Origin of the sequence: Acetobacter fallax, assembly GCF_011516735.1 — a bacterium.
In the GTDB taxonomy this organism is placed as follows: Bacteria; Pseudomonadota; Alphaproteobacteria; order Acetobacterales; family Acetobacteraceae; genus Acetobacter; species Acetobacter fallax.
Map to the genome: position 1 here is coordinate 25,661 of NZ_WOSX01000038.1, position 6,940 is coordinate 32,600.

The window sequence follows — 6,940 nt, forward strand, 5'->3', positions numbered from 1 at the left end:
AAGATGAAAGATTGAATCATAGGAAACCCATCAAAACCAAAGAGTTTTTTAGAACCCTCCAGGTTTTTAACCACGTCGTAATGGCAGGATCCGCAATCCTGTCGCCGGCACTGGCAAGCCGCACCCTCTCGCTATCGGCGCTGGAGACCCTGCTGGGCAGTCTCGGGCGCAATGATCCGCAGGGGTCGCTGGCGGAAGCATGGCGGCGCATCGAACTCGCCCGCCATGCCAGGAAGTCCCGCGATGTTCAGCCGGTCATTTCTTCTTCGAGGTAGTCGAGCAGCTCGGTCGTTTCCTCGTCGGTGAGCATCAGTCCCCGGCAGGCCTCATTGTCGCGGGGGAAGTCGACAGGTTCGCCGCCGAAATCACGGTTGCCAGCGCTGATCCAGAGAACCCGATCCGGTTCATTGGGATCGTAGTCCAGACGCACACCCAGGCCGTCACCAAGATTGATGAAATCCGAGAACAGGTCATCCTCGCAACGAAGCGGCAGCGTGCCAATCTCAACGCCCACCCATCGTTTCGGGAAGCGCGCTCGCAGAAGGTCAGTGAGCTGGCGTGTGTGCGGCCGCAGATCCTTCGGATCCCGCACCGGTGTCGGTGGTTCAAGTGGCGGGAGAAAACCTGCCTCTTCGTCAGACCAGTCCTCGGGCTCAATCGCCGGCGCAGGCTTCTTCGCCATAAATCAGACGTCCTTATAACAAATCAGATACAGTTAAAAACCGAAGTCCCGACCGGAACCAGAGGGGATCAGAGCCATCAGTTCAGCGCACGGCAGTCCGATGAGACCGAACGACTGTAAATCAGTTTTGACCGTCCGCCACCAGCCAGCTCGCATCGAACCCATTTGCTTCCCGGCTGCCCCGGAAACGACTTGCGCAGAATCACCATTTCGCCGTCCTCACCCGCAAGCGATACGATCTGAAAACCGTCATCGAGCAGCTGCGCCATGGACTGCGCAAGGGGCGCGAATGTCGTGGGCATCTTGCCCGCCGCACGGCCGCCTGCCGGCGTCACCGGGCTGCCGATTACGGACTGGGCCTCGGCAGGGCGGGCGGAGAAAGACGCTGCGATGAGCAGAACGGCGGCGAAGCCGGAAATATAGCGCAAGGGGCCATCTCCTTTTCAAAACAGCGGCAGCGGAAATCGTGACGCGGGTGGATACATCTGCCCCGCCAGAAACGGGGCCTCAGCAAACAGAACGGCGGCAAGTTCATGCACGATACGCGGCAGTGGGGTCAGCTGCGCGTAATCCATACCCTGCACAAATGACGAAATAATGGTGGCAAGCCATGGCGCATCGAGAGGAGCCACCAGATCGAGAGGCAGAGGCAGGGCGTCGAGAGGCGGACTGATCCGTCCCGACTCCTTCCCCTGCTCGAAAAGCGTCTTCACCGACCGCCACAGCTCCGCGCCGACGGCCCCACACCATGCGACTGCACCGACCACGATCGGCCGCATGGTGCGATACCGGCCGTAATGCAGCCGGAACGCCGCTCCGCCGGGCAGGATCCGGCCATCCGCATCGCGGGGATAATCCACCGTCGCCCACCAGCCGGAGAACCCTTCATAGGGAAGCGGCCCGGAACCCTCCCGGACGATCCAGGAAAGCCCCTCACTTCGATCCGGCGTCACGGGTGGTCTGAGCTGGACCGCTGTGCGGAAGCCCTCTTCCATCAGGATATGCTGAACCGTCAGCATCGTGTGGTCTTTACGAAACGACATGGAACGGCATGGGCGACAGGCATGAATGTCTCCTTGTTCGGGACTACCTGCGTGGCCGGGAATCATGCGACTGCCACGTGAAAGATCGGAACCATCCGTCATATGCGACCGCAAACCTCGTCCCTGATGACGGGAACACTATTTCTGTGGCATTTCGAGGTGTCGGCCGACACCCGCGTCAATGCCGTCCGAAAGAGGATACGACACCAATATGAGCAAGGCGTTCATCGCAGCGGTGCTGCAGGACAGCATGGAAAGCACCGGCGTTGCGGCCAGTAAGGCAGCCGACGATCTGATCGAGGCGCTTGTCTCCGAGCTGGAGAAAACCGGAAGCTTTACCCTGCCCGGCTTCGGCACGTTTCGGGTGAAAGACACCCCGGCGCGCTCGGCATTGAATCCCCGCACTCTGGAAACGGTCCAGGTCGAGGCCGGTCGGACCGTTCGTTTCAAGGCATCTCCCGTGCTGAAGGCACGTGTTGCTCCACCAAAACCTGCGACCAGGACAAAGAAAGCGCCGGCCAGGGCGTCGGTCAAAACATCCACGAAATCACCGGCCAAAAGCGCCGCCGCTGCGGATCCGGCAGCCGCTACCGCGAAAAAGACCCGCGCTCGGCGCACGGCCTAAGCGAGACATCGCACGTCTGCCATCATGAGGATAGCGAGTATCTGATAGATAGCTGGTAGCACGGCCCCGGTTTAACGCGTGCTTTCCATGCTTTTCCTTATCGCTGGTCGCATGATGGTGGCCGACACTGATCTCCTCGCTAAAGCAGGAGATCCACGTCATGAAATCTCATTACCGTCGTCGCGCTTTGCTATGCAGACGTATGCCCGGCGAACGCATGGTCATCCGGTGGGCTCACACTGGCGCCACAGGTATGCAGCCGACGCTTTCGCAGACCGAACGCGTGCGCCGGTCGGACATGAGCCCACCGTGGGCTTATGGCCTCACTCCGACACACCCCGCGCCCAGGAGCACCATGTGATGCGGCTCCAGGTTTTCTTTCCGACAGCCCTCACGCTTGCGGCAATACCGCTCCTATGCGCTTCCGCCCTGGCAACACCACCTGTCAGCACAACGAACCTGAAACCAGCGACAATTGAGACGCCTGCCGGGCCAGTGACTCAGCAACTGCGAGATGGCACGGCGACTTTTATCCAAGCGTGCCGGGGCTGGACGAAGGAAGTCCCGTTGCAAACCGTACCCTCTTCATTGCGTCATCATGACCCTGCGACGACAGCGCAGTTCAATCTATGCCAAATGGCCATGCACCCAGACCAGTTTCATGCGGCTTTCCGGTTTTACACCATGCTCGGTGCGTGGGGCATTCTGCTCAGCATAGCTGTGGCCGCCTATCTCTTCATCCGAATCAGCGTATTCGCCTGGCGCTTCCTGCGGCAGAGAAGGGTCGCCCCTCCATCTGTCGCATCCCGAAGTTAACGATGTCCCGCTCCGCAAAACACATAAAACCATTAAGGGGAGTTAGTAATGCCCACGGCCTACGAACCGAAGTTCTCACCTCTTCAAAAAACAACCAGCGTTATTTGGCAAGTGGTGACTTATATATTGCTTTATGTGCTGCCTGTAGTTCTCTTCGTCGGTTTACTGGCATTCTCTGTCCTCTTGCCATTCTTTTCTAACTGAACCCAAGCGGGAATTGATAGTGGCGGACGGAACAGGAATAACCGCAATGATGAAAGCATTGTTTTTCGGAATGACTCTCAGTTTTTTCCTGTTTTTGAGTTTGGTTGCCGTCCTCTTCTGCTTCGGTGAAGCCTCACCACAAGCCGGCATATTTCTCTGCTGTGGAGTGGCTGGACTCTTTTGTTTTGTAGCTGGACTGATCACTGCAAAAGGTATGGCGAGATGACTGATTACCAGACGACTGAACAACGTGTACTGGAGATAACGATCTACGGCGTCCTCCTACACGTTCTGCTCGACAACGTGGATGCTGTTATGGACGCGGAACCTGATAATGAGACGCCGGACAGCCTCTTGGGACTTCTTTCTATCCGCAATCAGCCATTTATGATTCATGCGGTAATTGACAATTATATATTGGAGAAACTGGGGAAGCACACTGCGGACAATATCAATGAGGCCGAAATATATTCGATCATAGAAGAAGACGACCCATATTTTGGCACATTGCTCGCCGTAGCTGCCGGATCGGACGTTATATTCCATCCCAATCCGTCAGAAACACCTTATGCAAATGCCAAATTGTCGCTCGTCAGATACGATCGAATTCCGAAGTGATGAAACATGTATTCGCAGGAAGACGCGATCATTGACCTAAATGGAGAGCACCATGACTGTAGCACCTGGCCACGTATCGGATACACTTGTCTATATTTGCGAATTTTGTCTGGTCCTTTTCGGTTTCAGCCTGCTGAATGTGGTGGGCTTCACAGACACTGCGCGGACCCCATTCATGAAGGTCATGTGGTTTTCGGCAGCTGGCTTTGTTTGTTCGGGCGCGGCCTTCCTGATCGCGCGGTGAACCCGATCCTGTCGTCTGTTCGCTGATCCGCACTATTGCTAAGTCTCCGAAATGGAACCTTATATCCTTCTCGTACGCCCGCGACTTGATCCGGCCACCGAGCCTGTTGCAAAGCTGCTGATCGAGCACAGGGAAACGCTGGTCCATGGAGACGGCGGCACTGTGTTGAAAGCGCATCTGTCTGTCCGCTACCGAATCATCGGTGAAGTTCCATACGGACATCGGAAGCAGACATATAAGTTTCCGGCGTGCTACGTGCGGGACTGTGGGAAAGATGGCAGGGTCTGCCTGACAGGTTCAGAGCCCTTCAGAGGTGCTGTCTATCTCGAACCGGATAGCCTTCTGGGCAACCGGATCGGATCGTTCCTTATGAATGAGATCATTAAGTGGGCCACCACGTGGCCTCATGCTGACGTCAATCCGATAAAACTCTACGCGCATCAGGGAAACGGCGAAAACAAACCGCGTCGCAACCGGTTTTACGAGCAATTCGGAATCAGATTTGACTACACGGACCGCTCTCACGCGGAAGGCCTTGGCCGCGAGATGCAGGCCGGATCCCTGACCCCGTGGGCGAATCTACCTGACAATCTCAGCGTGATGACACTGGAAGAATTCCTGGACCAACAGGAGCGAACCTTGGTTGCCGCGCAGCGCGATCTAAAGGCGCAGCGCAGACGTTCTCAGAATCTCGACGCGGCTCTGGGCCGCGCACGTGATCACCCCATCAGGTTTTCAGGCGGGGTCATCTGGGAGACCCACGGCAGCATCATTGTGTGGCTGGTTCTTTTGCTCACCGCATCAATGGTCTGGTACCGGTCGTGATGTCCAGTCCCGCGTAGACGGGACCCGCTGGCGCGATTTTATTCTGCCGGAGAAGAGCGCCAACCTGTGCGGATTTGCATCGTCCAGGGATGACCCTTCGTCAGGCGTGCGTGTACTGAAGGTAAATCACTCCAATGGTCATGAGGGAAAACACGCACATCGCCCCGACAAGTATTCTCGGGAGTGCAGGCTGCTCTTCGAAGACCCGTCTTTTCAAAGAGAAGAAGATTGCGCCACACAAAAAGACCGGGAAGAACGACATAAACAGCAAAGACATGGACTGTCTCCAATGGTTAAAGCAATAAAACACTGGTAACTACGGAGCCTGCTGAAGCAAAATGGAAAAGCGACTGTCAGTAATAAAGCCTGTCCATCATGCGACTGCAAAAAGTGAATCATGACGTCTTTCGGTCCGTGTCTTCTTCCGAAAGCCCGTCAGATGCTTACGTAAGGAAATAGTCTTTCTCCTCCCCCACGAGGCGCTGTTCGATGCGCGCACGACACTTCCTCGGCCCGGTCCCACAGAACAGATCAATAACACAAAGGACGAGAGTGTCGTCCGCGAGCCCCTTCCATCGTGCGGTCTCCCCCGTATTTCGCTCATCTCCCAAGCGATCTGACCAACTCGGCAAGAGCCCGGCGAACCTTCGGCGCAGCCCATTCGCGCAGCATCTTTTCTCCGCCGGCCTCGTGCTCCAGCGCGTAAGGGCTGGCCTCAATCGGCGGCATCTGCATGACGTGGTCCTTCCCGCCTGCCGGCACGGCCGGGAACGGATCGATCCGCACGAGCTGCGTCAGCAGGGCGACCGTGATGACGCGGCATTGAGGCGACGACGTATTGAGGCAAACGTAAGCGCCGCTTCCTTCTGTCACCGGATCGTAAATCGCCTTCCACGTGATAGCGGGAACCGGAATCCGGTGCGGGCCGACGGTATCAGTTCTGTCCGGGTCATAACCGGGACCGGTGACAACATAAAGTTCTCCATCCCTGTCCGCGAGCCCGCGCACGGCACTTTCCACGCCCACCCAGGCGCCCCGGTTCAGCTCGGCGGTCTGAGGCACGATATTGGAGAGTGCGTACGTCTCGGCCTGCCATGAAAGGCCCGCCTCATCGCCGCTTGGAACAAGATGGCCTCTGTCGTATCCGCTCGATCTGAAGTCATAGAGTTCGGCCCTCATGGTGTCGGGGAGGCGGGCATCCGGATAAAAGCTGCTGCTGCGTGGGGTGCGCTCCGCCACTTCGAGGTTCTCTTCCGAGAGATACTCGGCGGCCCAGAGCGCGCCTTTCGTATGCTCGGACGCCAGGACGGCGTACCCGTGGTTACAGAGCATCACGGTGCCGATCCGCAACGTCTCGTCCACCACGGCAGGAGGTTGTCCGCCGAAAAACTGACCCGCACAGGACACCGTCTGCGCGACGGCAGGCGTTGATACGCAGACCGCCACACCAGCGGCCAGAAGCAGGCTACGCATCAGACGCCCCGTTTCATTGCAGCCGGCGGGACCGGGCGACCGAGATGGCGGTGCTCCCGGCAATACCACTCCTCCCCTGAGCGCGTATTGAAACCGAACATTGCTCCTTTTCCGCAGGCCTTGCAGCTATGCGCGTATCCATGGCCTGCCGGCCGGGGTCGAAGCGATGCTTGTGACTGGTTTCCGAAAAAATCCATTGGCGGGTCATCTCTCATGGTCAAAGCCCCAGTGCATCAAGTTCACGGTCAGCCTGCGCCCAGCGTCCACCTGACTTGCGTGGCTCGTCGCGGCCGTGATTCGTAAGCATCCGGAGAGAGCCGCGGGCGTAATCAGGCTTTGATGGTATTATTGCTGTGGTGAAGGGTTTTCCAGTGCCATGGCAGGAGTTCATGGAGGCGTGGATTTGGCAT

11 protein-coding genes and 1 pseudogene are annotated in these 6,940 nt (G+C 57.5%); 7 read left to right on the plus strand and 5 right to left on the minus strand.

Translation table 11 applies throughout. The features are described 5' to 3' along the window. Window positions 1-80 precede the first annotated feature (80 nt). The gene (locus tag GOB85_RS14905) at window positions 81-275 is read left to right on the plus strand and encodes a hypothetical protein (protein ID WP_173578275.1); all 195 of its coding nucleotides are present in this window, start codon (window positions 81-83) and stop codon (window positions 273-275) included. Here GOB85_RS14905 and GOB85_RS14910 read toward each other — a convergent pair. The 3 genes from GOB85_RS14910 to GOB85_RS14920 form a co-directional block, all read right to left on the minus strand. Next, window positions 248-682: a hypothetical protein gene (locus GOB85_RS14910; RefSeq protein ID WP_173578276.1), complete on the minus strand. Its 435-nt coding sequence runs from the start codon at window positions 680-682 to the stop codon at window positions 248-250. The genes GOB85_RS14905 and GOB85_RS14910 overlap by 28 nt on opposite strands. A 77-nt stretch (window positions 683-759) precedes the next feature. Then, complete coding sequence (locus GOB85_RS14915) at window positions 760-1,110, minus strand: hypothetical protein (protein WP_173578277.1); 351 nt, start codon at window positions 1,108-1,110, stop codon at window positions 760-762. A 15-nt stretch (window positions 1,111-1,125) separates the two neighbouring features. After that, the gene (locus tag GOB85_RS14920; protein ID WP_173578278.1) at window positions 1,126-1,827 is read right to left on the minus strand and encodes a hypothetical protein; all 702 of its coding nucleotides are present in this window, start codon (window positions 1,825-1,827) and stop codon (window positions 1,126-1,128) included. 109 nt (window positions 1,828-1,936) lie between these two features. On the opposite strand from GOB85_RS14920, the pseudogene GOB85_RS19400 reads away from it, so the two are divergent. From GOB85_RS19400 to GOB85_RS14950, 6 genes and pseudogenes are all read left to right on the plus strand, one after another. After that, a pseudogene (locus GOB85_RS19400) lies at window positions 1,937-2,203 on the plus strand (HU family DNA-binding protein); the annotation flags it as partial. A 307-nt stretch (window positions 2,204-2,510) separates the two neighbouring features. Next, a complete protein-coding gene (locus GOB85_RS14930) occupies window positions 2,511-2,711 on the plus strand; it encodes a hypothetical protein (protein ID WP_173578280.1) in 201 nt (66 codons plus the stop codon). Further along, entirely contained in the window at window positions 2,711-3,166 is a 456-nt protein-coding gene (locus tag GOB85_RS14935) for a hypothetical protein (protein ID WP_173578281.1), read from the plus strand. The genes GOB85_RS14930 and GOB85_RS14935 overlap by 1 nt, the downstream gene beginning before the upstream one ends. A gap of 223 nt (window positions 3,167-3,389) precedes the next feature. Then, complete coding sequence (locus GOB85_RS14940) at window positions 3,390-3,596, plus strand: hypothetical protein (RefSeq protein ID WP_173578282.1); 207 nt, start codon at window positions 3,390-3,392, stop codon at window positions 3,594-3,596. Then, window positions 3,593-3,988, plus strand: coding sequence for a hypothetical protein (locus GOB85_RS14945; RefSeq protein WP_242011545.1), 396 nt, complete (start codon window positions 3,593-3,595; stop codon window positions 3,986-3,988). The genes GOB85_RS14940 and GOB85_RS14945 overlap by 4 nt, the downstream gene beginning before the upstream one ends. 295 nt (window positions 3,989-4,283) lie before the next feature. Next, complete coding sequence (locus GOB85_RS14950) at window positions 4,284-5,057, plus strand: hypothetical protein (protein WP_173578283.1); 774 nt, start codon at window positions 4,284-4,286, stop codon at window positions 5,055-5,057. 600 nt (window positions 5,058-5,657) lie between these two features. Here the strand turns inward: GOB85_RS14950 and GOB85_RS14955 are convergent. Next, on the minus strand, window positions 5,658-6,530 hold the full coding sequence (locus GOB85_RS14955; protein ID WP_173578284.1) for a DNA/RNA non-specific endonuclease: 873 nt from the start codon (window positions 6,528-6,530) through the stop codon (window positions 5,658-5,660). A 217-nt stretch (window positions 6,531-6,747) separates the two neighbouring features. Next, a partial coding sequence (locus tag GOB85_RS19080) for a hypothetical protein (RefSeq protein ID WP_206752304.1) occupies window positions 6,748-6,940 on the minus strand: 193 nt, incomplete at its 5' end.

What these genes read in the sequence shown, in the direction of transcription:
- GOB85_RS14905 (WP_173578275.1), top strand. Translation starts at nt 81, where the DNA reads ATGGCAGGATCCGCAATCCTGTCGCCGGCACTGGCAAGCCGCACCCTC.
- GOB85_RS14910 (WP_173578276.1), bottom strand. Translation starts at nt 682, where the DNA reads ATGGCGAAGAAGCCTGCGCCGGCGATTGAGCCCGAGGACTGGTCTGAC.
- GOB85_RS14920 (WP_173578278.1), bottom strand. Translation starts at nt 1,827, where the DNA reads ATGACGGATGGTTCCGATCTTTCACGTGGCAGTCGCATGATTCCCGGC.
- GOB85_RS14930 (WP_173578280.1), top strand. Translation starts at nt 2,511, where the DNA reads ATGAAATCTCATTACCGTCGTCGCGCTTTGCTATGCAGACGTATGCCC.
- GOB85_RS14935 (WP_173578281.1), top strand. Translation starts at nt 2,711, where the DNA reads ATGCGGCTCCAGGTTTTCTTTCCGACAGCCCTCACGCTTGCGGCAATA.
- GOB85_RS14945 (WP_242011545.1), top strand. Translation starts at nt 3,593, where the DNA reads ATGACTGATTACCAGACGACTGAACAACGTGTACTGGAGATAACGATC.
- GOB85_RS14950 (WP_173578283.1), top strand. Translation starts at nt 4,284, where the DNA reads ATGGAACCTTATATCCTTCTCGTACGCCCGCGACTTGATCCGGCCACC.
- GOB85_RS14955 (WP_173578284.1), bottom strand. Translation starts at nt 6,530, where the DNA reads ATGCGTAGCCTGCTTCTGGCCGCTGGTGTGGCGGTCTGCGTATCAACG.